This is a genomic window from Collinsella phocaeensis (assembly GCF_900119895.1).
GTDB classification, from domain to species: Bacteria; Actinomycetota; Coriobacteriia; order Coriobacteriales; family Coriobacteriaceae; genus Collinsella; species Collinsella phocaeensis.
In genome coordinates, this window is sequence record NZ_FQLR01000004.1 from 216,749 (window position 1) to 239,037 (window position 22,289).

General features: G+C 64.8%; 22 protein-coding genes, 1 tRNA gene and 1 pseudogene. 20 read left to right on the forward strand and 4 right to left on the reverse strand.

Going from position 1 to position 22,289, the window contains the following annotated elements; all coding sequences use genetic code 11:
• Positions 1-13: 13 nt before the first annotated feature.
• The 5 genes from BQ7355_RS03080 (at position 14) to BQ7355_RS03095 (ending at position 4,402) form a co-directional block, all read left to right on the forward strand.
• Positions 14-1,129: a sodium ion-translocating decarboxylase subunit beta gene (locus BQ7355_RS03080; RefSeq protein WP_072414885.1), complete on the forward strand. Its 1,116-nt coding sequence runs from the start codon at positions 14-16 to the stop codon at positions 1,127-1,129.
• Between the two features lie 21 nt (positions 1,130-1,150).
• On the forward strand, positions 1,151-1,291 hold the full coding sequence (locus BQ7355_RS09150) for an OadG-related small transporter subunit (protein ID WP_159430435.1): 141 nt from the start codon (positions 1,151-1,153) through the stop codon (positions 1,289-1,291).
• A gap of 89 nt (positions 1,292-1,380) precedes the next feature.
• The gene (citX, locus tag BQ7355_RS03085; RefSeq protein ID WP_083581513.1) at positions 1,381-2,007 is read left to right on the forward strand and encodes a citrate lyase holo-[acyl-carrier protein] synthase; all 627 of its coding nucleotides are present in this window, start codon (positions 1,381-1,383) and stop codon (positions 2,005-2,007) included.
• Positions 2,000-3,391 carry an oxaloacetate decarboxylase subunit alpha gene (locus tag BQ7355_RS03090; protein WP_072414886.1) on the forward strand — a complete coding sequence of 464 codons (1,392 nt, stop codon included), beginning with the start codon at positions 2,000-2,002 and terminating at the stop codon, positions 3,389-3,391. The genes citX and BQ7355_RS03090 overlap by 8 nt, the downstream gene beginning before the upstream one ends.
• Before the next feature lie 934 nt (positions 3,392-4,325).
• A tRNA-Arg gene (locus tag BQ7355_RS03095) sits at positions 4,326-4,402 on the forward strand.
• Between the two features lie 344 nt (positions 4,403-4,746).
• On the opposite strand, the gene BQ7355_RS03100 is transcribed toward BQ7355_RS03095, so the two are convergent.
• Positions 4,747-5,850: an IS110 family RNA-guided transposase gene (locus BQ7355_RS03100; RefSeq protein WP_072414706.1), complete on the reverse strand. Its 1,104-nt coding sequence runs from the start codon at positions 5,848-5,850 to the stop codon at positions 4,747-4,749.
• Positions 5,851-6,204: 354 nt separating this feature from the next.
• Here BQ7355_RS03100 and BQ7355_RS03105 point away from each other — a divergent pair, with 354 nt between their 5' ends.
• The 3 genes from BQ7355_RS03105 (at position 6,205) to BQ7355_RS03115 (ending at position 8,730) form a co-directional block, all read left to right on the forward strand.
• The gene (locus BQ7355_RS03105) at positions 6,205-7,062 is read left to right on the forward strand and encodes a transporter substrate-binding domain-containing protein (protein WP_072414887.1); all 858 of its coding nucleotides are present in this window, start codon (positions 6,205-6,207) and stop codon (positions 7,060-7,062) included.
• Positions 7,063-7,152: 90 nt separating this feature from the next.
• Complete coding sequence (locus BQ7355_RS03110) at positions 7,153-7,806, forward strand: amino acid ABC transporter permease (RefSeq protein ID WP_143761699.1); 654 nt, start codon at positions 7,153-7,155, stop codon at positions 7,804-7,806.
• Positions 7,807-7,965: 159 nt separating this feature from the next.
• Entirely contained in the window at positions 7,966-8,730 is a 765-nt protein-coding gene (locus BQ7355_RS03115) for an amino acid ABC transporter ATP-binding protein (protein WP_072415875.1), read from the forward strand.
• Positions 8,731-9,069: 339 nt separating this feature from the next.
• On the opposite strand, the gene BQ7355_RS03120 is transcribed toward BQ7355_RS03115, so the two are convergent.
• Positions 9,070-9,933, reverse strand: a complete 864-nt coding sequence (locus BQ7355_RS03120; RefSeq protein WP_072414889.1) for a MurR/RpiR family transcriptional regulator — start codon at positions 9,931-9,933, stop codon at positions 9,070-9,072.
• Between the two features lie 570 nt (positions 9,934-10,503).
• On the opposite strand from BQ7355_RS03120, the gene BQ7355_RS03125 reads away from it, so the two are divergent.
• The 12 genes from BQ7355_RS03125 to BQ7355_RS03180 all read left to right on the forward strand — a co-directional run bounded on the left by BQ7355_RS03125 (position 10,504) and on the right by BQ7355_RS03180 (position 19,701).
• Positions 10,504-11,259 carry a PTS mannose/fructose/sorbose/N-acetylgalactosamine transporter subunit IIC gene (locus BQ7355_RS03125; protein WP_072414890.1) on the forward strand — a complete coding sequence of 252 codons (756 nt, stop codon included), beginning with the start codon at positions 10,504-10,506 and terminating at the stop codon, positions 11,257-11,259.
• A gap of 38 nt (positions 11,260-11,297) precedes the next feature.
• Positions 11,298-12,248, forward strand: coding sequence for a PTS system mannose/fructose/sorbose family transporter subunit IID (locus tag BQ7355_RS03130; RefSeq protein ID WP_083581514.1), 951 nt, complete (start codon positions 11,298-11,300; stop codon positions 12,246-12,248).
• A gap of 39 nt (positions 12,249-12,287) precedes the next feature.
• Complete coding sequence (locus BQ7355_RS03135) at positions 12,288-12,704, forward strand: PTS sugar transporter subunit IIA (protein WP_072414891.1); 417 nt, start codon at positions 12,288-12,290, stop codon at positions 12,702-12,704.
• A 45-nt stretch (positions 12,705-12,749) separates the two neighbouring features.
• Positions 12,750-13,241, forward strand: a complete 492-nt coding sequence (locus tag BQ7355_RS03140) for a PTS sugar transporter subunit IIB (RefSeq protein WP_072414892.1) — start codon at positions 12,750-12,752, stop codon at positions 13,239-13,241.
• Between the two features lie 9 nt (positions 13,242-13,250).
• A complete protein-coding gene (locus BQ7355_RS03145; RefSeq protein WP_072414893.1) occupies positions 13,251-14,234 on the forward strand; it encodes an NAD(P)-dependent oxidoreductase in 984 nt (327 codons plus the stop codon).
• Positions 14,235-14,384: 150 nt separating this feature from the next.
• The gene (locus BQ7355_RS03150) at positions 14,385-15,113 is read left to right on the forward strand and encodes an HAD family hydrolase (RefSeq protein ID WP_072414894.1); all 729 of its coding nucleotides are present in this window, start codon (positions 14,385-14,387) and stop codon (positions 15,111-15,113) included.
• Positions 15,114-15,143: 30 nt separating this feature from the next.
• Positions 15,144-15,716: a hypothetical protein gene (locus BQ7355_RS03155; RefSeq protein ID WP_072414895.1), complete on the forward strand. Its 573-nt coding sequence runs from the start codon at positions 15,144-15,146 to the stop codon at positions 15,714-15,716.
• A gap of 45 nt (positions 15,717-15,761) precedes the next feature.
• The gene (locus tag BQ7355_RS03160; protein WP_072414896.1) at positions 15,762-16,055 is read left to right on the forward strand and encodes a UxaA family hydrolase; all 294 of its coding nucleotides are present in this window, start codon (positions 15,762-15,764) and stop codon (positions 16,053-16,055) included.
• Positions 16,052-17,221 (forward strand): UxaA family hydrolase, encoded by a 1,170-nt coding sequence (locus BQ7355_RS03165; protein WP_072414897.1) that lies wholly within the window; start codon positions 16,052-16,054, stop codon positions 17,219-17,221. Before BQ7355_RS03160 ends, BQ7355_RS03165 begins: the two co-directional genes overlap by 4 nt.
• Positions 17,222-17,281: 60 nt before the next feature.
• Positions 17,282-17,944 carry a bifunctional 4-hydroxy-2-oxoglutarate aldolase/2-dehydro-3-deoxy-phosphogluconate aldolase gene (eda, locus tag BQ7355_RS03170; RefSeq protein WP_083581517.1) on the forward strand — a complete coding sequence of 221 codons (663 nt, stop codon included), beginning with the start codon at positions 17,282-17,284 and terminating at the stop codon, positions 17,942-17,944.
• A gap of 293 nt (positions 17,945-18,237) precedes the next feature.
• Complete coding sequence (locus BQ7355_RS03175; protein WP_072414898.1) at positions 18,238-19,326, forward strand: iron-containing alcohol dehydrogenase family protein; 1,089 nt, start codon at positions 18,238-18,240, stop codon at positions 19,324-19,326.
• A gap of 102 nt (positions 19,327-19,428) precedes the next feature.
• Positions 19,429-19,701, forward strand: coding sequence for an HPr family phosphocarrier protein (locus tag BQ7355_RS03180; RefSeq protein WP_072414899.1), 273 nt, complete (start codon positions 19,429-19,431; stop codon positions 19,699-19,701).
• Positions 19,702-20,126: 425 nt separating this feature from the next.
• On the opposite strand, the gene BQ7355_RS09205 is transcribed toward BQ7355_RS03180, so the two are convergent.
• The gene (locus BQ7355_RS09205) at positions 20,127-21,122 is read right to left on the reverse strand and encodes a dihydroxy-acid dehydratase domain-containing protein (protein WP_205407554.1); all 996 of its coding nucleotides are present in this window, start codon (positions 21,120-21,122) and stop codon (positions 20,127-20,129) included.
• 70 nt (positions 21,123-21,192) lie between these two features.
• Positions 21,193-21,621 (reverse strand): annotated as a pseudogene (locus BQ7355_RS09430) (dihydroxy-acid dehydratase domain-containing protein); the annotation flags it as partial.
• Between the last annotated feature and the right edge of the window lie 668 nt (positions 21,622-22,289).

The following is a 22,289-nucleotide window of genomic DNA, read 5'->3' on the forward strand; positions in this document are numbered from 1 at the left end:
AGAGGTATGACTCTTGGAAACTCTGATTGAAGGTGTGATCGCCCTCGGCGCCGAGCCCGGCCGCATCGTGATGATGGTCATCGGCTGCATCCTTATGTACCTGGGCATCAAGAAGGAATACGAGCCCACGCTGCTCGTGCCCATGGGTCTCGGCACCATTCTGGTCAACATCCCGGCTTCCGGCGTCCTCATGACCGGTGACGCCGCGGGTCCGTTCCAGATCCTGTTCGACGCCGGCATCGAGACCGAGCTCTTCCCGCTGCTGCTCTTCATCGGCATCGGCGCGATGATCGACTTCGGCCCGCTGCTCGCCAACCCGTTCCTGCTGCTGTTCGGCGCTGCCGCGCAGTTCGGCATCTTCTTCGTCATCATCGTGGCCGCGCTGCTCGGCTTCCACATCAACGACGCCGCATCCATCGGCATCATCGCCGCAGCCGACGGCCCGACCTCGATCTTCGTCGCGAACACGCTGGGGTCGAAGTACATGGGTGCCATCATGGTCGCCGCATACTCCTACATGGCGCTCGTGCCCATCATCCAGCCCGTCGCCATCAAGGCCGTGACCACCAAGAAGGAGCGCCGCATCCGCATGAACTATCATCCGGGCCAGGTCTCCAAGACGGCTAAGATCCTCTTCCCGATCATCATCTGCGTCGTGGCCGGCCTCATCGCCCCCGTGTCGCTGCCCCTCGTCGGCTTCCTGATGTTCGGCAACCTGCTGCGCGAGTGCGGCGTGCTCGACCGACTCTCCGTCTCCGCCCAGAACGAGCTCGTGAACCTCATCTCCATCCTGCTCGGCCTCTGCGTCTCCGTGAAGATGGTCTACACCGACTTCCTGCAGTTCGACACCCTGCTCGTCATGGGCCTCGGCCTGCTCGGCTTCGTGATGGACTCCGTGGGCGGCGTCATGTTCGCCAAGTTCCTCAATCTCTTCCGCAAGGAGAAGATCAACCCGATGGTGGGCGCTGCGGGCATCTCCGCGTTCCCGATGAGCTCTCGCGTCATCCAGAAGATGGCCACCGAGGAGGATCCCGGCAACTTCATCCTCATGCAGGCTGCCGGCGCCAACGTCGCTGGCCAGATCGCCTCGGTTGTTGCCGGCGGTCTCGTGCTCGGCCTGCTGCTCTAAGGGAAAGGTGCGTGTAGCTCTATGACTATCGATATGAATGCCCTGGAGCAGGGCCTGGAGATCCTCGGCCTCGGTTGGGGCGGCATCTTCGTCGTCATGATCATCATCTACCTGGTGTCCATGGGTCTCTGCAAGATGTTCCCGCCGTCGAAGGACGCCTAGCGAACCGATGGCGGTCGACGGGGCGCGTCCGGTGGGACTGCCGGCGCGCCCCGTATGGTAGGGACCCACAAGGCGGGGAGGAGCCGAGTATGAGCGATATGCATGCGTGCGATGCGGGCGCGAAAGCGATGGCTTCCGGCGCGCCGACGGCGGATGCGGCGTTCGTGGCCTCGGTCTTCGATGGGCCCGAGGTCGAGCTGGCCGAGATGCTTGACGCGCGGGAGAACCGCGCGCGCATCCAGCGCGACCTTCTCGCCGAGGCGCTGCCGGGGGAGACCCTGCTCTCGGCGACCCTCTCCATCCCGGGTCCCCATAAGACCTCGGCGGTGCTCGAGTCCGCGTTTCGCGAGCTGGTCCGCGCGCTCGAGTCCGGTTTCTCTGGAGCTCGGGTGCGCTCGCGGACTCGAATCTCGGACGCGTCTGGCCCCGAGCTGCTCATGCTCGTGAAGATGCCGGCGCTCGAGCTCAAGCGCCTGGCGATCGACGTCGAGGAGCACCATCCCCTGGGCCGACTCGCGGATTTCGATGTGGTCGAGCTAACGGACGGCATGCCGCGCCCGGTCTCTCGGATCGAGCTGGGCCTTGCTCCCCGCAGGTGTCTCATCTGCGGCGGCGAGGCGAAGGCGTGCGCCCGTTCGCGCGCTCACACCGTGAAAGATATGCAGGTAGCGATAGCGGAAATCATCCGACAAGGAGGGTGCTGCAACAATGGATAAGCAGATCAAGTTCACCGAGACCGTTCTTCGCGATGGCCAGCAGAGCCAGATCGCGACGCGCATGCCTATCGAGGACATGCTTCCCATCCTGGAGACCATGGACCAGGCCGGCTACCACGCCCTCGAGGTGTGGGGCGGCGCCACGTTCGACTCCTGTCTGCGCTACCTGGGCGAGGACCCCTGGGAGCGCCTGCGCACGATCCGCGCGCACGTGAAGGACACGAAGCTGCAGATGCTGCTCCGCGGCCAGAACCTCCTGGGCTATCGCAACTACGCCGACGACGTCGTCGAGGCCGTGGTGAAGAAGTCGATCGAGAACGGCATCGACGTCCTGCGCATCTTCGACGCCCTGAATGACGTCCGCAACCTTCAGACCTCCATCCGCGCTGCCAAGGAGGCCGGCGGCGAGGTCCAGGCCGCCATCTGCTACACCACGAGCGAGGTGCACACCGTCGCGTACTTCGTCGACCTGTCCCGCAAGATGGCTGCCGCCGGCGCGGACTCCATCTGCATCAAGGATATGGCCGGCGTGCTCGAGCCTGCCGTCGCCACCGAGCTGGTGGGCCAGATCAAGGCCGCCGTCGACCTGCCGCTCGAGCTGCACACGCACGCCACCGCGGGCATCGGCGAGATGACCCTCATGCGCGCGGTCGAGGCGGGCGTCGACATCATCGATACCTGCATCTCGTCCTTCTCCGGCGGCACGAGCCAGCCCTGCACCGAGTCCATGGCCATCGCGCTCGAGGGTCTCGGCTACAAGACCGGTCTCGACATGGATAAGCTCGAGGCGGAGGCCAAGCACTTCGCTCCCGTGCGTGCCAAGTTCAAGGAGAACGGTACGCTCAACCCCAAGGTCATGGAGACGGAGCCCAAGGCGCTGCTCTACAAGGTTCCGGGCGGCATGCTGTCCAACCTCATCTCCAACCTGGCCGACCTCGGCGTGTCCGACAAGTACTCCGAGGTCCTTGCCGAGGTTCCGCGCGTCCGTGCCGACCTTGGCTTCCCGCCGCTCGTCACCCCGCTGTCCCAGATGGTCGGCTCCCAGGCGCTCATGAACGTCGTCTCCGGCGAGCGGTACAAGGTCGTGCCGTCCGAGATCAAGGACTACGTCCGCGGTCTGTACGGCGCTTCTCCCGCGCCGATCGACGCGGATGTCAAGCAGCTCATCATCGGCGATGAGGAGCCGGTCACCTGCCGTCCCGCCGACCTGATCGAGCCGCAGCTTCCGCGCCTGCGCGAGGAGATCTCGCAGTACGCGAAGTGTGACGAGGACGTGCTGTCTTACGCGCTGTTCCCCGAGCAGGCGCGCGACTTCCTCGGCCGTCGCGAGGACCCCTTCTACGACGTGCCCGTCCAGGAGGTCGAGGTCTCCGTCGAGGCGTAGGGCACCTGCGACCTCGTTGCCGCCGGGCGCATGTTCCCTCGGCGGCGCCCCCATCGTGTCTTCTCCGGATCGTCTCCGGTCACAGGCTAACCACCGTAAAGAGCCGCCCCGCACCGTGGGCGGCTTTTTGCGTTTCCACCTTCGCGCCCCCTGGCTCTTGTGGAGACGTATGCCTGTCAACGATGCGCGACTGCGGCGATATCGCACGGGTCGCGCGGATGGTCGTGCGTTAAGGTTGGTACATGCTGCGTGCGCCAGGGGGCGTTCCGGCTGATTCATGCCGTGTACTCGGGCGCCTTTCGATTGGAATCATGGCCGGAAGGTCGGCGGCACGCTGCTTTGCATGCGGACGCGGTGTTGTGGGCGTTAGCCCGTGCGCGTGCGGTAGCGCGACGACGCCGAAAAGCGCAGCGCCGTCGCGTCGCGGCGCCTGGGAAGGTGGCAGTGGTCAAAAACCGCGTCGAGTCGGTATTCGTGGCGCGTATGCATAGCGCTCATGTCCATCGGCTCAGGCGACAATGCCTCGTTCGGAAACATATGTATCGGTATCTGCTGGCGACGTAGCTCTCGATTGCCTTGGAAGGACCCTTTGGGGGACCTTCTGGTCTCGCTTTGCGCGTCTGCAATCGATAGCGGTACCGACTCGACGCGCTTTTTGGCCATCTTCGTCGAAAGGCGTCGTAACATGTGAATATCAAACGCATAAACGCTTATGAATATGCAAAACCATAGATATTGGATTCATGTGGTTTAAGGACGGTCTTGATGGATGCTGCAAGGGGAGCAAATTGAGGCTGGAGCATGTTCGTTGGGAACCGGGAGCGCGGATGGGGCGTCTACGGCCAAGCTCAATCGTGTAGTGAGGTACGGAAGAATTGAATATAAAAAACTTCTTGACCGTATGATGGCGAAGTGACAATATATCTCTTGCGTTGCGGCGTTACCTCAGCTGGATAGAGGGTCTGACTACGAATCAGAACGTCACAGGTTCGAATCCTGTACGCCGCACCAGTTGAATCTTTGGGCCCCGCAAGGGGCCTTTTTAATATGAGTTGAACATTGTCAAGTGGCAAAAAGGCCCTGCCCTCCGCGGAGCTACCGCGGAGGGCAGGGTCCATCTATCTTCACCCGGTGGCCGCGCCGCTTGAGGGCGTGTCTGCTCGACGCACGTTCGGCACTCTAATATCCGCGGGTCGGAACCGCATCTCGTTGCTACGGCTGGGGGCCTCCGCTCGGTCGCAGTCTCGTGGCGGGCGTGGCGGTCTCCCGCCGCCCAGAAAAAGGACTGGAACGGCCTCCCAACGGCCTCGAGCGCGGCGAGCCCCCGGGGTCGGACTCCTATGGGGCCGCGGGCGCTACCGGGCCATGAGCGCTATCGCCCAGACCCAGCAGGCCATCTCGCGGGCCGTCGCGCAGTTCGCCACGCACGGCCTCTTCCCCGCCTGGGACATGGCGTCCCGCCTGTCCTGCAGGCGGCGGTTGCACTTCGCGGCGTGCCTCGACACGGCCGGCGCGACCCCGTGGCCCGGCCTCGGCTTCTTGGGGTGCCTCGTCGACATCGGGACGTGCCAGGACGCCTCGACCAGCGCGCGCCGGACGTGGCCGTTACCGGCGCGGGTGATCCCGCCGCGCGACTCCGTCTCGCCGCTCGAGCGCTCCGAGGGGGCCAGGCCGCACCACGAGGCGAACGACGGCGCGGTCGGGAACCTCGAGAAGTCGCCGGCCTCGGCGGCGAGCAGGAAGGCACTCGCGACGTCGATGCCCTTCACCAGGCAGAGCGCGTCGACGACAGGCGCCCACCCGGGGCGCGCGGCGGCCTCCTCCACCTTGCGCTCGAGCTCCCTCTTGGCCTCGGCGCAGCGCTCCACGGCGTCCATGTAGTGCTCGTAGGCGGCCGCGTCGTCGGCCTCGCCGAACTCGATCGACCTCGCCCACCTCCAGTACGCCTCGGTCCAGTTCGACCTGCGGCGCCCGGCCGGCGTCGTCTCGTCGAACACCAGGCCGTGCCTGAGCAGGAACTTGGACATGCGCTGCCTGGCGCGCTGCAGGTCGTCGCGGGCGTCCTCGAGCGCGCGGGAGAGGTCCCGGGCGGCCTCGGTGCGGTCATCGGGCACCCACACCTCGACGACGTTGCGGCAGGCGAGGAGCCTGGCCAGCCACTCGGCGTCGCGCCGGTCGTTCTTGCGGCCCCGGTCGGCCGCGGGCCGGTGCATCTTGGAGACGGCGCCCACGGCGCAGTCGACGCCGAGGGCGCGCAGGGCGCGGCACAGGTGGAAGCCGGTCGGGCCGCTCTCGTACACCGCCTTGGGCGACTCGAACCCCAGGACCCACTCGGCGACCGACGCCGGGTCGTAGCCGAACCTGGCCCGGACCACCTCGCCGGTCATGGGGTCGAAGGCGCATGCGGAGATGCTCCTCGCGTGGACGTCGAGACCGATGGCTGTGACATAATTGGACATGGCGGGCCCCTCTCCGTCGCATGTGGCGCGCGGCCACGGTTGGCGTTACGACCATTGTCGCCCGACCCACGATAGAGCTACAAGGGGAGGGGCTCCCAATGTTCAACTCATATCGTCTCATTTTGAAGCGAGCAATCGAATAGCGAAGGCTTCTCGTGCGTACGGGTGCCGCGAGGGCCGGGAGGCGGATCCCGGTCGGTGGGCGCCCGGGAAGGAAGGGCCTTTTTCCGTCCGGCACCGTAATGAAACGGAAACGTTCGAGAAGTCGCTTGCGCACTCCACTTTAGTAAAATAAAGTAAGTGACCGTAGAAAGAATCGCTGCATCTTGCGGCGCCGTCAAGAAGGAGAACCCCATGAAGAAGCAGAAGCGCAGCCGCTTGCTTACCGGAGCGGTCGCGGCGCTCGCCGTCGTTGCCGCCCTTGCTCTCGCCGCGTGCGGTCAGTCCAAGGCGGACGGCAAGGACGCCGGATCCGCCGCGGCATCCAGCGACGCCTCGGCGTCCGCGACGGGCAAGCTCGTCGTCGGATTCGACAAGGCCTATCCTCCCTACGGTTTCGAGGGCGATGACGGCGAGTATACCGGCTTCGACCTCGATCTTGCGCAGGCCGTCGCCGACAAGCTCGGTTGGGAGGTCCAGCTCGAGGCCATCGACTGGGACGCCAAGGATACGCTGCTCGACTCCGGCGCCATCAACTGCATCTGGAACGGCTTCACCATGGAGGGCCGCGAGGACGACTACACCTTCTCCGATCCCTACATGCTCAACGCGCAGGTCGTCGTCGTGAAGAAGGACAGCGGCATCGCGTCTCTGGTCGACCTCGCCGGCAAGAACGTCATCACCCAGACCGACTCCGCGGCGCAGAGCATCCTTGAGGGGGACCAGGCCGACCTCGCCGCAACGTTCGCCGGGCTCGAGACGATCGGGGATTACAACACCGCGTTCATGCAGCTTGAGACCGGTGCTGTCGACGCCGTCGCCTGCGATCTCTCCATCGCGCAGTACCAGCTCGCCGCTAAGCCTGATGTCTACGTGATGCTCGACGAGGCCCTCTCCGAGGAGCACTACGCCGTGGGCTTCAAGAAGGGCGACACCGACACCGCCAAGGCGGTCACCGATGCCCTGAAGGAGCTCGACGAAGACGGCACCATTAAAGAGCTGTGCGATAAGTACGCCGACTACGGGCTGAGCTACGATAGCTGGGTTCTGTAAGACGGTTCGTGCCGCACGCTTCGCCCGTGATCGTATCGGCTGAGGGGCCGGCTCCGCGCCGGCCCTTCGTGCGCTAGAAAGTGAGCATCCGTGTCCATCGCAACTATGGTTCAGGTTTTGGGCGAAGGGTTCCTCGTCAGCCTGCAGATATTCTTCATCACGCTGCTCGGCGCGCTGCCGCTCGGCGTTCCGGTCGCGCTGCTGCGCATGAGCCGCCTGGCTCCCGTTCGTGCCGTCACGCGCTTCTACATCTCGGTGATGCGCGGCACCCCGTTGATGCTCCAGATGTTCGCCATCTACTTCGCGCCGTACTACGTGTTCGGCATGCCGCTCAGCACGGATTCCAAATGGCATGCGACCATCGTGGCGTTCATCATCAACTACGCCGCGTACTTTGCCGAGATCTACCGCAGCGGCCTGCAGTCGATCCCGCGCGGCCAGTACGAGGCGGCGGAGGTCCTGGGCTACTCGAAGGCGCAGACGTTTTTCGTCATCGTGCTGCCCCAGGTGGTCAAGCGCATCATGCCATCGCTCGGCAACGAGGTCATCACGTTGGTCAAGGACACATCGCTTGCGTTCGCGATCGGCGTGGGCGAGATGTTCTCGGAGGCCAAGGCGCTCGTCGCCGCGCAGGTGAGCATGGTCCCGTTCGCGATCGCGGCGGTGATCTACTGGGTCTTCAACTTCTTGGTCGAGATCGGGCTCGGCCGCATCGAGAAGCGTCTCGACTACTATCACGACTAGTGCGACGGCGGGCCGCCTTGATGGGCGGCGAGGCGTCCTCGCGTCAAGTCGGGAAGGGCCCGGCCGCCGGATGCGCCGCGTCGCGGGCGATGCGCATGGCCCGGCACGCGTCATCGCGCGTACGCCCGGCATGGGATATATCGAACGGCAGGGATGGTTATGACTGCAGTTGTTTCAATCAAGGACGCGCGCAAGGCCTTCGGGGATACCGAGGTCCTGCGCGGCATATCGCTCGAGGTGGAGCGCGGCGAGGTCGTCGCGGTGATCGGTCCCTCCGGTGGAGGCAAATCGACACTGCTGCGCTGCATGACGCTGCTCGAGACGCTTGACGGCGGAAGCCTTGCGTACGGCGGGCTCGAGGTCGCGGGACCCGATGGCGCCGGTGCGGTGCGCTACGTGAAGGGCGATGCCCTCAAGGAGGCCCGCGGCCGGTTCGGCCTGGTGTTCCAGAGCTACAACCTGTTTCCCCATATGACGGTGATGCGCAACATCGCCGACGCGCCACTGCGCGTGCAGAAGCGCCCGCGCCCCGAGGTCGAGGCCCGCGCGCGCGAGCTCATCGAGAAGATGGGGCTCTCCGGTTGCGAGGGCAAGGTTCCCTGTCAGCTGTCCGGCGGCCAGCAGCAGCGCGTCAGCATCGCGCGCGCGTTGGCGCTCGATCCTCAGATCCTGTATTTCGACGAGCCCACCTCGGCGCTCGATCCCGAGCTCACGGCAGGGGTGCTGAGCGTCATCAAGGGGCTCGCCGCCGAGCACATGACCATGGTCATCGTGACGCATGAGATGTCGTTCGCGCGCGACGTCGCGGACCGGATCGTCTTCATGGACGGCGGCGTGATCGTGGAGCAGGGAAGCCCCGAGCAGGTGCTCGGCGCGGCCAAGCAGGAGCGCACGCGCGCGTTTCTCGCCGGGTATCGGACGTAGCGGGAGGGCGTGCGGGCGCGGTCCCGTGCGACGTCGCGTCGCGATGCGGGCGTCTTCCCGCGGCCCCTCCGACGGCGAGTCGGCGGCTCCTGTGGGCGGGCGCGTCATGACAAAGGAGCGAAGGGCGCGCGGACGCCCGGCAAAGGCGGCCGCGCGTTTTCGTCGTGAGGCCCGGCGAACGGTGTGCGCGGGGCATGGGAGGGCATGGCGCGGTGCGTCGCGGCGTCGCAGATGACGGGCCGCGCAAGCGAAAAGCGTGGGAGCGCCCGGTCGGACCCCGTGCTCATGCGACGGACGGATGCGGTCCCCGTCGGGCATCCGGCATGGAGGCGCGGCCTCCTACATCATGCCTTCGGTGTCCTCTTTAATCATCGAGATGGCGTTGCGAATCTTGCCCAGCGAGTCGGAGCTTCCGGGAAGGCGGAACATCATCGCGGTGTAGAGGGAGTCGATGATGGCGAGCTGCGCGTAGCGGCACGCGAGCGACTCGGAGCGGTAGCCGATCTCTTCGGCGGTGGAGACGAGCGTGATGTCGGCGTACCGTGAGATCTTCTGCGAGGGGTAGCTCGTGATGGCGATCACTTTGGCGCCGCACTGCTTGGCGAGCCGGGCGACGGCGCACATCTCGTGGGTGGCGCCGGTGTGCGAGATCACGATGGCCACGTCGTCGGGGCGCAGCAGCGACGCCTGCATGACCTGCATATGCGAATCCATGATGTAATGGCAGACCTTGGGCGACCGCAGGAACTTCTGGTAGGCGTCGAGTGCGATGACGGCGCTCTCCCCGCAGCCGTAAAACGAGATGCGGCCGGCGCCCATGAGCAGATCCAGCGCGGCTTCGAGGTCCTTGGCGTTAAGCAGGGCAAGGGTATCGGTCAGCGACTTGGCGCTCGAGCTGAATACCTTCTTGGCGACGGTAAGGGACTCGTCGGTCGGCGTCACGTCTTCGTGGATCGAGATCTGCGGGTCGAACTCCTCCGCCAACAGGTTGTTGCGGAAATCGCGATACCCGCGATAGCCGAGTTTCTTGGTGAACTTGAAGACCGTCGAGTCCGCGATGCCGAGATTTGAAGAGATCTCGACGATGGTCATGCGGGAGACGGTCTTAGGGTCGTTGAGGATGAAGTCCGCGATGCGCTTCTCCTTGGCGGAGAGCGAGGGCATGAGCGACTTGATCTTCAGGAGTACAGCGTTGCGAGCCATGGTGCCTCCGAAGCTGCTGAGATGGTACAGATATATGTAAAATAGCCGAGTACGTCATTTAACGCATTCAAGAACCGGCCAACAGTAAAAAAATTTCTGTCAATTGGGCGCGCATCGACCAAGAATTCGAATCTGATCCAGTGGCATATCGAGTCGACCAGCGGTGTAAAACTGGTATGAAACCAGTGTACCAGTGCTTAAAAATGCTAGGAGATTTTAACAATATATCTCATGTTTGCGCACGGTAAACAACGGGAGGTTGGATGACGGCCCATAAAAAGCGCAGGCAATAGGTTTGTAAGGTGTATACAAGTCATACGATGGGGTTCATGAGCAGCGAATAGCACAATATTAAGATAAGAGCAATACCACATCGGCAAACGACAAATTACGACCGTTTATAGAATAGAAAAAAAAATTTCTATAAGTACACGCGAAGAACAAATATCATTTCTGGCATAGGGGCCCTGCGCCCACGTTCTCCAGGCTGTGAGAGAAGGCGGTTCGGAGGATGAAAGGGAGACGCGGGAGCGTGTGCCCGTGCCTCAGAGGAGAGAAAGGAAAGGCATAATGAGTGTAATGCAGGCACTGCTGATCGCGTTGTTCGTGGCAGCAGTCGAATCGCGAGCCCTCGGCTATGCAACCCTGACCATGCGCTTCTCCCCGCTCATGGCAGGCTTCGTGGTTGGCCTGGTCCTCGGCAACATGCCGCTGGCCATGACGACCGTCGCTACGATCCAGCTCATCTACATGGGTGTCGTCGCCCCCGGTGGCGCTATGCCCTCCGAGCCGTGCATCGCTTCGGCCATGGCCGTCTCCACGGTTATCGTCGGCAACCTCGAGCCCGAGGCCGCCGTCGCCATCGCCGTGCCCGTCGGCCTGCTCGGCAGCTATCTCTATCAGCTCCGTTTCTTCCTTAACACGTTCGCGATCACCAAGATGGACGCGTGCGCGGTCAAGGCTGACTCCAAGGGCCTCGCCTTCTGGATCGGCTTCATGCCCACGCTCTTCTCCTTCGTCCTGTTCGTGCCCCTGATGTTCGTCGCCCTGTACCTCGGCGCCCCCGTCGTCTCCGGCTTCATGGACACGATCTCCAACGGCCCCGTGCTGCACGTGCTCTCCACCGTCGGCGGCGGCCTCGCTGCCCTCGGTATCGCGATCACCATGCACGTCATCGGCAACCGCAAGCTGCTGGTCTTCTTCTTCCTGGCCTACTTCCTGCAGGTCATCACCGCTCAGGCTGGCATCACGATGATCACCTGGGCCATCTTCGGCGTCATCATCGCCCTGTGCTACGGCATGTTCACCGAGAAGGCTGCTGAGTAGCAGCGCATCCCACGACTTCAGAAAGGAAGGGTTATCCAATGAGCGAGATCGAGACCACCGAGACCGTCGCCACCGAGGCGCTCTCTCAGGATTATCACGATTACCTCGACGAGGACGGCATGATTCAGGCCGACCCGCGTCTGATGCTGGGCGAGGAGAACAAGCCCGAGGAGATCACCACGAAGGACCTCATGAAGGTCTGGTTCCGCTGGTGGTGGTGCAACGAGGTGCCGCACTCCTTCGACCGCATGGTTGCTCCGTCCCTGTGCTTCGGCCTCATGCCGGTGCTCAAGAAGCTCTACAAGAACCCGATCATGCTCGGTGAGGCCTATCAGCGTCACCTGCAGTTCTTCAACACCCAGGCCGTCTGGGGCGGCGGTATCATCTCCGGTATCACCGTCTCCCTCGAGGAGGAGCGCGCGAAGGCGCTCAACGCCGGCGAGGACGCCATCGACGCCTCGATGATCCAGAACACCAAGATCGGCCTCATGGGCCCGCTGGCCGGCATCGGCGACTCCATCGACTCCGGTACCGTCCAGTACATCTTCATCGCCCTCTTCCTGGGTATGGCCCAGGAGGGCAGCTGGCTCGGCGCCGTCCTGCCGTTCGTGTGCTTCGCCACCGCCACCTTCATCTACGGCTTCCTGTTCACCCGTATGGGCTACACCATGGGCCGTCGCGCCGCGCTCGAGGTCATGAAGGGCGGCAAGATCAAGTCCGTCATCAGCGCCCTCGGCGTCCTCGGCCTGTTCATGATGGGCATCATGGCCGGTCGCTACGTCACCATCAGCACCCCGATCGCCTTCACCATGTCCGGCAAGGAGTTCGTCCTCCAGCAGACCCTCGACGGCATCCTGCCCGGCATCCTGCCCCTGTGCGCCGTCCTCGGCCTGTTCTTCTTCTTCCAGAAGAAGGGTATGAAGGTTACGCAGGCCATGCTCGGCTTCACCGCGATCCTCGTGGTTCTCGGTGCGCTCGGCATCCTGTAGCAGGCATCCGCAAGTTCGAGAGTTAGAGAGGTCGTACGTATGAAGAACAAGGTCCTTATCATCACCCATGGTCTCTTCGGCGTCGAGCTGAAGAAGAGCGCCGAGATGATCATGGGCGAGCAGGAGAGCGTCGATGCGCTCGGTCTCGTCCCCGGTCAGTCTGTGGACGATCTGCGCGAGAAGGCGTTCGAGATCGTCGAGAAGAACGATGCCGAGGGCGTGCACACCATCATCATGTGCGACCTCATGGGCGGATCGCCCTCCAACGTGGCGCTCGCATGCGTCGGCAAGGCCGACTGCGACGTCCTGCTCGGCGTGTCCATGCCGATGCTGCTCGAGGCCATCCAGGCCATCGACTTCGATCACGAGGGCTCCGCTCTCGCCGAGACCGCGCTCGCTGCCGGCCAGGCCGGCGCGTGCCTGATCAACCGTTCCACCCTCAAGAAGAACGACTAGCATCCGCTCGGCGTTCAAACGTTTGAACTTCTAAGGAGATTCACCATGGCAGAGATTACGCTCGCTCGCGTCGACGACCGTCTGGTTCACGGCCAGGTCATGCAGGTCTGGACCAAGGGCAAGGGCACCAACGCCGCCTACGTCATCGACGACGCCACCGCCGCCGACGACTTCATGAAGGAGATCTACGAGTCCACCCAGTCCACGGGCGGCCTCAAGATCAAGGTCTTCTCCTCCGACTCCATCATCGACGAGTGGAACGCCAACCAGTTCGGCAGCGACAAGGTCGCTCTGATCTTCAAGTCCATCGCGTACGCCAAGAAGGCCGTCGACGGCGGCGTGCCCCTGGGTGAGCTGAACGTCGGTGGCATCGCCATCAAGCCGGGCAGCACCAAGGTCATCGAGTCCGTGGGCCTCACCGCCGACGACGCCGAGCTTTGTAAGGCCATGGAGGAGAAGGGCGTGAAGGTCTACTTCCAGAAGATCCCGAGCTCCGAGAACGTGTCCCTGTCCGCCGCACTTGCAAAGATGGGTTAAGCGATATCTATGGATTACAAGATCGCAATCGTTAACTCCTCGTCCTTCGGCACGCGCTTCCCCGATCAGATGGAGCGCCTCGAGAAGATCGGTACCGTCGAGCGCGTCCGCGTCGCCGGCACCGCCCACGGTGCCGAGCTGGCCGAGGCCCTGAAGGACTACAACATCGTCATCTCCTCGGTGACGCCGTTCTTCGACGCTGAGTTCTTCGAGCACAAGACCGACCTGGTCCTGCTCAGCCGCCACGGCATCGGCTACAACAACGTTGACGTCAAGGCGTGCAACGCCACCGGCTGCATCCTCACCACCGTCTCTCCGCTCGTCGAGCGCGACGCCGTGGCCGAGGGCGCCGTGGCCCTGCTCTGCGACGCCATGCGCCAGGTGAGCGACTCCCATGTGGCCGCTAACGACGGCCGCTGGGCCGAGCGCGCCAAGTTCGTGGGCAACGGCCTCTCTGGCAAGACCCTCGGCATCATCGGCTGCGGCAACATCGGTTCCCGCGTCGTCGAGATCCTGGCCCGCGGCTACGACATGAAGGTCCTCGCCTGCGACCCGGTCCACCACGACGAATGGGCTTCCAAGCTGGGCGTCGAGTTCGAGTACACCGATCTGGACACCGTGGTCTCCAACTGCGACGTCCTGACGCTGAACGCCGACCTCAACCCCACGTCGCTGCACATCCTGAACGCCGACGCGTTCGCCAAGATGAAGAAGGGCGTGTACGTCGTCAACAACGCGCGCGCCGACCTCATCGACCAGCCGGCCATGCTCGATGCGCTGGCGAACGGAACCGTCAAGGCCCTGGCCATCGACGTCATGCACGACGAGCCGCCTGCGCCCGACGATCCGTACTTCAACCACCCGCAGGTCCTCGTCTGCCCGCACATCTCCGCCTACACGGAGGAGTGCCTGCGCGGCATGGGCGAGAAGTGCGTGGGCGACGTCGAGCGCTTCGTCGCCGGCGAGGAGCCGGTCAACGAGATCCGCGCATAGTTGCACGTTGTCCGTTATGGCCTGCATCCCCGGTTTCCGTCGGGTGCAGGCCATTTTTATCGGGCGGGGAGGGCTGTCCCTTCCCGCACGGAGGTCCGCGGGGCGGATGTCCCGCGGGTCTCCTTACTCAAGGCAGGGAGGAGAAGCCACGTGAACCCCGTATCTGCGGTCATCTTCGATATGGACGGCCTGATCTTCGACACCGAGCGCATCTGCTACCAGATCTACCTCGAGGCCGCCCGCAGGTTCGGGTTCCAGATGACCCGCAACATGTACACCTGCCTCTGCGGTCGCACCGAGAAGGGGATTCTCGACGGCCTCGCCCGCGCCTACGGCCCCGAGCACGACGTCGCCAGCTGGCGCGCGTTCGTGCGCGAGCGCAAGGCTCCCGCCCGCGCGGCCCTGAACGGGCACGTCGGGAAGAAGCCGGGCCTGCTCGAGCTGCTCAGCTATCTCGCCGAGCGCGAGATTCCCTATGCGATGGCGAGCAGCTCCACGCGTGACGTGATCGACTCCTGCCTTGCGGGCGAGTACCTCACGCACGCGTTTCCCGTCATCATGGACGGCTCGATGGTCGAGCACGGCAAGCCCGACCCCGAGATCTTCCTGCGCGCTGCGGACGCCCTGGGCGTCGCGCCCGAGGACACGCTGGTCCTCGAGGACAGCCGTGCGGGGATCCGCGCCGCCAACGCCGGCGGCTTCATGTCCGGCTTCGTCTACGACGACATGTCGGACCTCCCGGAGGTGCACGAAGGGTTCCCCATCCTCGTCGAGTTCGAAGGGCCCGAGGCCATCGCCGCCGAGGCGCGCTTCACCTTCGACACGCTCGCCGACGCGGTCCCGTTCATCGAGGGATCGCGCACCTGCACCGACCGCTAACGTTTGTCAACGAAACGAGGCATCTGCACCATGGAGAAACTCGTCATCAATACCGATACCCGCAAGCTCTCGATGATCAGCGCGTCGTTCGTCCTGATCGCCGTCATCGTCGTGGCGCTCGGGTTCTCGCAGCAGTCCAACCCCTTCCTGATGGTCGTCTGCTGCGCCCTCGCGATCGCGCCGCTCGCCGGCGCCGTGAGCAACATCAAGAAGATCCGCGCGGCGGCCCCGCTGTTCGAGTTCACCGCCGACGGCGTGACCGACCTCACCAAGCCCGAGGACGTCATCACGCTGCCGTGGGACCAGGTCCTGGGCATCCAGCTCAAGGCCGCCAACAGCAACGACCTCATGCTCGACATCATGGGCTACAAGACCGCCGACCAGCACGACGTCGTGACGCCCGAGATGCGCGCGCAGATGGCCGCCAACAACTCCGACCGCGTCTACTACGCGCTCGAGCTCTCCGGGCTGTGGGTGCGCCGCAGCCGCGTGAAGGAGGCGTTCGAGTGGATCCGCGAGAACATCGTGCCCACGCATCCCCAGATCGCCGTCGGCGAGCTGGAGGACCCGCTGTCCAAGCTTGGAAAGAAGAAGGAGCAGTAACCCTGCATGCGGGTTCGGCCCGCATGCAGTCGGGAAGGAGGGACCATGCCGAAGCGCGCATTGCTCATGCATGAGGGCGACGACGTCGTCACCGTCATCGAAGCCGTCGCCGCTGGCGAGACCGTGAGGGTCGCCACGAAGGCCGGCGCGTACGCATGCGAGCTCGTGTCGCTCGAGGACGTGCCCCGGTTCCACAAGGTCTGCCTCTCCCCGCTGGCCCCGCACGACCTCGTCCGCAAGTACGGCGAGGTCATCGGTGAGGCGACTGCGCCCATCGAGCGTGGAGCCTATGTCCACACGCACAACATCGCGAGTTTGAAGACGGGGGTGCGCGCATGAGGGGATACAGAAGGCCCGACGGCCGCTTTGGGATCCGCAACCACGTGCTCGTGCTCTCGAGCGTGGGGTGCGCCAACATGGTGGCCCGCCGCATCGCCGAGAGCGTGCCCGGCTGCGTGGCGCTCGAGAACTCCAAGGGCTGCGGCCAGGTGGGGAGCGGCCGCGAGATCATGCGCCGCTGCCTGTTGAACCTCGCCGACAACCCCAACGTGTACGGAACGCTCGTCGTCGGCCTCGGATGCGAGACGATGAAGCCCTACGAGCTCGCCGCCGCCATGCGCGAGGCGGGCGACAAGCCGGTCGAGGTCATCACCATCCAGGACTGCGGCGGGACCGTCGCCGCTATCGAGGAAGGCGTCCGGCTCGCCCGCGGGCTCGCCGAGCGCGCCGCTCGCGTGGAGCGGGAGCCCATGGGCCTCGGCGACCTGGTCCTCGGCACCAACTGCGGCGGTTCGGACGCCACGAGCGGCCTTGCCGCCAACCCCGTGATCGGCCGGGTGAGCGATGCCGTCGTCGCAGCGGGCGGAACCGTCATGCTGGGGGAGACCACCGAGCTCATCGGCACCGAGGACATCCTCGCCGCCCGCGCGGCGACGCCTGAGGTCGCCGAGGACATCTACCGCATCGTGCACGGCCTGGAGCGCAGCTTCACCGAGGCGGGCGTGGACGTGCACGGCGCCAACCCGAGTCCCGGCAACATGGCGGGCGGCCTGTCTACGCTCGAGGAGAAGGCCCTGGGGGGCATCTCCAAGGGCGGCAGCTCGACGATTCGCCAGGTGGTCGCCTACGGCGAGCGCCCGAGCGAGCGCGGCCTCGTGATCATGGACACACCGGGCTACGACATCGAGAGCGTGTCGGGCATGTGCGCCGGCGGCGCGCAGGCGCTCATCTTCTCCACGGGCCGCGGCACGCCGATCGGCAACCCGGTCATGCCCGTCATCAAGGTTACCGGCAACTGCGAGACTTACGCCCGTATGCCCGTGAACATCGATTTCGACGCATCCGGCGCGGTCGAGGGAACGTCGACGATCGACGAGCTGGGCGCGGAGCTGCTCGGCCTGCTCGAGCGCGTCGCCAACGGCGAGCAGCCGGCGGCCGAGGCCCTGGGGATGAACGACTTCTCCATCTTCCACAACCAGGAGCTGTGGTGCACCTGCCTGCCGTGAGGCACGGGTCGTACCGCCCCTGTTGAATAGGAATGCAACCATTTCGAGAGAGGAATTGAAATGTCAGCTACCCAGTACATGATCGACAACGGCTTCTACGCGCAGCTCGAGAAGACGGGCGTCGTTCCCGTCGTCGTGCTCGAGAAGGTCGAGGACGCGGTGCCCATGGCCAGCGCCCTCGTCGCCGGCGGGCTTCCTGCCGCCGAGGTGACGTTCCGCACCGCCGCCGCCGCCGACTGCATCAAGAAGATGGCTGACGAGTGCCCCGACATCCTGGTGGGCGCCGGCACCGTCGTGAACCTCGAGCAGTGCAAGCGCGCCGTGGAGGCGGGCGCCAAGTTCATCGTCTCCCCGGGCTATGACGAGCAGATCATCGACTGGTGCCTCGAGAACGAGGTCAACCTCGTCCCCGGCGGCGTGACCCCGGCCGAGCTCACCTACCTCATCAACCGCGGGTTCGACATCACCAAGTTCTTCCCGGCCAACCTCTACGGCGGCCTCAAGGCCCTCGAGGCGCTCGCCGCCGTGTTCGTCGGCCATCGCTTCATGCCCACTGGCGGCGTGAGCCCCGACAACGTTCGCGAGTTCCTCGGTTCCAAGGCGATCATCGCCGCGGGCGGCACCTGGATGGTCAAGCCCAACCTGTTCGCCGACGGCGATTTCAGCCGCGTCGAGGCGCTTGCGGCCGAGGCCGCCGCTGCGGTCCAGGAGGTCCGCGACTAACCCTTCGGGTATCCCCGTGCCCACTGAGGACGCGGATACCGCCTGCGTGCGAGGGGTTCGACAGGCACGGAACGAGCCCCTTGCGCGCATCTGGGGTGCAAGCCGGGGTGAGAGAGCTCGGCTTGCGTCCTCTTTCGACCTCAATTTGGGGACAGGCACCGAATTGAGGTCTCGGCCCGCGGCGCCGCGTTGCGTGCGCCCGCGAGCGATGCCCGCGCCGTCGCGATGCGCGCCGCGGGCAGGTCTGAAGTCATCCACCTCATGGGGAACATCTAAGAGAGAGGATCATTCCCATGGCAGTTGCACTCGATACCGCAATCAAGTTCGGAGCCGGCCGCGTCCGCGCGGAGCAGGGCCTCATCGCCCAGCTCGGCGAGGAGATGGCCCGCTTCGGCAAGAAGATGTTCATCGTCGCCGGCCCCCGTTCCTGGGATGCCGTCAAGGAGCAGCTCGAGCCCAGCATGAAGGCTGCCGGCGTCGAGTGGGAGCTCGAGATCTACACCGGCTGGTGCTGCTACGAGGGCGCCGAGGAGCTCGCCGCCAAGGCGCACGCCGCGGGCTGCGACGAGATCGTGGGCGTCGGCGGCGGCAAGATCATGGACTTCGCCAAGGCTGTGGGCGAGGTCGCCAAGCTCGGCACCATCAACATCCCCACCTCCGCTTCCACCTGCGCTCCGTTCACCTGCATGAGCGTCATGTACACCGTCGAGGGCGGCAAGAAGACCTCCTGGCGCTTCGACCACGAGATCGACGCGGTCTACATGGACTACGACGTGATCGCCGCGTGCCCGCACCGCTACAACGCGGCTGGCATCCTGGACGCCATGGCCAAGAAGATCGAGATGCTCAACGGCCGTCCCGAGATGAAGCTCGACGACAACCCGATTGACGTCTTCACGGCGTACAACATGGCCGCCTACGTGTACGACGTGCTCGCCGAGCGCGGCCAGCAGGCCATCGAGGACAACCGCGCGGGCGTCTACACCAAGACCCTGGGCGACGTCGCGTTCCTCAACGTGATCACCACCGGCGTCATCGCCAACACCACCAAGAGCTTCCGTCAGTCCGAGCTCGCGCACGTCATCTACGACGGCGTCCGCACGCACTTCACGCATGAGGCCGCCGATGCGATCCACGGCGAGATCGTCGGCGTCGGCCTGTTCTGCCAGCTGTACTTCAACGGTCTCAAGGAGGCCGAGGAGGAGCTGCGCGCCTACATGAAGGCGATGGACCTGCCGACCACCCTGGGCGAGATCGGCATCGAGCCGACCGAGGAGAACATCGCGACCATCGAGGAGTACATCGTCAACTCCCGTCACTACAACAGCGACGACCCGGCTGATCGCGTGCGCCTGCACGAGGCCGTCCTCGAGATGGTCTAGCACGCATAACGTGCTAGAGTAAGGGATGCTCTGCCCGCTTTGGGCGAGGAGATAAGAGCGCGGGTGCGCGAGCTCCGCGCGGGAGAGAACAAAGGAGACCGCATGTATTCTCAGGAGACCACGATCGTTAACGCCACCGGCCTGCACGCCCGTCCGGCTTCCGCCTTCAGCAAGATGGCCATGGGCTTCAAGTCCAACGTCACCATCAAGAAGGCCGACGCCGAGGGCGACGGCGCCAACGCCAAGTCCATGCTGTCGCTGATGACCCAGGGTCTCGCATGCGGCACCAAGGTCGTCATCGCCGCCGACGGCGAGGACGAGCAGGAGGCCGTGGCCGCCCTCGTCGAGTTCATCGACGGCGGTTGCGGCGAGTAGCCCTTCGGCTTCTTACATACGCGTTATCGCATGAGCCCGGCAGGTCCCGTACCTGCCGGGCTTTTTATCTCGAGGAAGAGGCGGCGTGTCGTTGGGGGCCATTGGGGGCGTGCCCCTTTGGCGCACGCTGTAGGATGAGCCTCGCGGGTGTATCGGCTGTGCGCGTGCTGCAAAATGACGGAAGTATCGGTGTATCCCGCGCACCCGTTGCGGGGACCTGGCAAAAGGCGAGATAGCCGAGCGCTAAAAGTGGGTCACATAAACAGCCCGGAAGATCAACTCCGATAAATCCGTCATTTTGCAGCAACTGAGGTCCGCCGGTGCGCTGCGATGCCGCTGGCGCATGAAAATGCCCCCGGCATGTGGAGGCATGCCGGGGGCGAGGGGCGAGCGGTGCGCGTCTGCGATGCGCGCCGCGCGGGAATTTAGCAGCCGAGCAGGGCGCCGTCCTTGGCGGGGCCGACTTCCTTGAGGTAGCGGCGCAGGACCTTGCCCTTGAAGTCATGCACGACGGGCGTCCAGTTGGCGCGACGCGCCTCGAGCTCCTCATCGGAGACGTCGAAGGAGATGGCGTTGGAGGCCAGATCGATGTGGACGATGTCGCCGTCCTGGATGAGGGCGATGGGGCCGCCCTCAGCGGCCTCGGGGCACAGGTAGCCGACGGAAAGGCCGCCGGAAGCGCCGGAGAAGCGGCCGTCGGTGATGACGGCGGAACCCGGGATGCCCTTCATGATCTCGGTGACGCGGTGGAGCTCCTTCATGCCGGGGCCGCCCTTCGGGCCCTCGTAGCGGATGATGACCGCGGTGCCGGGCTTGATCTGGTCGGCGTTGTAGGCGGCGAAGCACTCCTCCTCGGAGTTGAAGCACATGGCCGGGCCTTCGAAGGTGTGCTGGTCGGCCGGCACGGCGCTGGTCTTGACGAGCGTGCCCTCGGGAGCGAGGTTGCCGTAGAGCACCTGGATGCCGTTGGCGACGGAGGCTGGGTCGTCCTGGGTGCGGATGACGGAGCGGTCGATCTTGATGTCCTCGGCGAGGTTCTCGGCGAGCGTCTTGCCGTTGATGGTCATGACGGAGGTGTCGAGGTCGCGCTCGATGGTCTTCATGACGGCGGGGATGCCGCCGGCCTTGTAGAGGTTGACGCAGGACATGTCGCCGTTCGGGGTGATGTTGGTGACCAGCGGCACGCGGCTGGTGGTCTCGGCGACCTGCGCCCAGGTGACCTCGAGGCCGAGCTCGGAGGCGATGGCCGGCAGGTGCAGCAGCGCGTTGAGCGAACCGCCGATGGAGGCGAGCAGCGTGACGGCGTTCTGGAAGGCGGCGGCGGTCATGACGTCGCTCGGCTTGATGCCGCGGCGGACAAGCTCGACGACGGCGGCGCCGGTGCGGCGGGCGAGGAAGCGGCGCATGCTGGTGGCCGCCAACACGATGTGCTGCCTGGCCGAGGCCCTCGGCCAGGCAGCACATCGTGTTGGCGGTGCCGAGGAACGGGCAGATGCCAGGGCCGGTGTAGTACTTCAGCGTGCCCTCGATGACCTCGTGCTCGGTGGCCTCGCCGCGCAGGAACGCGGCGCGCAGGGCCTTGGAGTCGCTCGGCTTGATCTCGTCGTAGCAGGGGCCCGCGGAGACGAGGGCGCCGGGGAGGTTGATGCGGCCGGCGGCCATGAGCATTGCCGGGACGATCTTGTCGCAGCTCGCCATGTAGACGACGCCGTCGAAGACGTTCTCGCCGAGGACCTGGGCCTCGACGGAGTCGGCGATGATCTCGCGGTGCGGGAGGCTGTAGTGCATGCCGGCATGGCCCTGGGCGATGCCGTCGCAGATGGCGATGGTGTTGAACTCGATGGGCTCGCCGCCGGCCTCGAGGATACCCTTCTTGACCTCGGACGCGAGCTGGCGCAGCGGCTCGTGGCCGGGGCACATCTCGTTCCAGCTGTTCGCGATCGCGATCAGCGGCTTGTCGGGGTTCTCGAGGGAGTCCACCGCAACGCCCGTGGAGGCGAGGTGGGCCTTGGTGATCGCCCTCTGGAACGGCTCGAGCTTATCGATGGCGCGAATCACAGCGGCTCCTTTCGTTGTGGCCCCGCAGGGCCGGTGTCGCACCGCGGGCGCGGCGCGCGATGACCGTGTCGATGGGCCCCGCAAGGAGGCTGCATCATCTTTATAGTCCGCGATTGCCCGGTGCTTTTCAAGTGTTTATCGCTAATCGGGGAAAATTATTTTTCGAACAAGAACACCAGCTCAAAATAGATTAATTAGGTAGATAGAGGATACATTTCATCAAGTTGCCGCGGCCTCAGTCAAAAGAATTTCGAATGCGTGGGAAACGCCGCCGCGCCCCATGCGCTCGGGCCTTGGTCGCGGTGTCGACAGGGGTCGGCGCGCAGGTATGCCGACTTCGCCCTCGTGGGCGGAATTCCCCGTGCAAGCCGGCTCGTCGGGAAATGCCCGACCTGTGGCCCTCCGGTGCTATCGCGTGGGCCTGTTCGGCGAATCTGGATGCCGATGGGAAAAGTCGGCAAAGTTGCGCGAGGCGGTCTGCCGAGAGCGTGAGCATAGGGCTGTAACCGCGAGAATGCGCTCGTCTTGCG